Origin of the sequence: Pantoea sp. ANP04, assembly GCF_041982285.1 — a bacterium.
Taxonomy (GTDB): domain Bacteria; phylum Pseudomonadota; class Gammaproteobacteria; order Enterobacterales; family Enterobacteriaceae; genus Pantoea; species Pantoea eucalypti.
Genome location: NZ_JAUTYS010000168.1, coordinates 1 through 530 on the forward strand (window position 1 = coordinate 1; position 530 = coordinate 530).

Consider the following 530-nt stretch of genomic DNA (forward strand, 5'->3'; position numbering starts at 1 on the left):
ACCAGCCAGTGCTGACCTATGTCAATGACTACGGCGGCCGCCCACAGCTGCAGTTCAGCTGCGCAATCAGTACCTGCACTGCCATCCCCGTGGCCAGCAAACGCTGACGTTCAATGACCAGTTCCTGTGAGCGCCGATCATGAAGCCCAGACTCCGTGTATCCCTAGCAGCACGCCTGTGCTGTGCCAGTGTCACCACTCATGCCGTCAGCCCGGGGGCTTTACGCGCCAGCCTCAATGTGAATCTAGCGTATGACTGAGCCCCTCATCATGACGGTCGCACGTCCCGCGTTGCTGGCACTTTTGCTCGGCTGCGGCCCCTTGGCCCAGGCCGTCGAGAGCCGGGTGACGATACAAGGTGTCATCCATGCGGCGATTCCCTGCGTGATCAACAGAGACGCGCCCATTAGCGCCCCTTTTCATGATGTTCAGATTGCAGGCATCTATGGCGACTACAAGACCATTTCCATCGACTACACGCTCGACTGTAGCCGCGCAGCGACCAATGAACTGCGGATACAGGTGCGCGGA

At 59.4% G+C, this 530-nt stretch carries 2 pseudogenes; both read left to right on the forward strand.

The features are described from left to right. A pseudogene (locus Q7C21_RS22930) lies at window positions 1-107 on the forward strand (molecular chaperone); the annotation flags it as partial. 162 nt (window positions 108-269) lie between these two features. Further along, a pseudogene (locus Q7C21_RS22935) lies at window positions 270-530 on the forward strand (hypothetical protein); the annotation flags it as partial.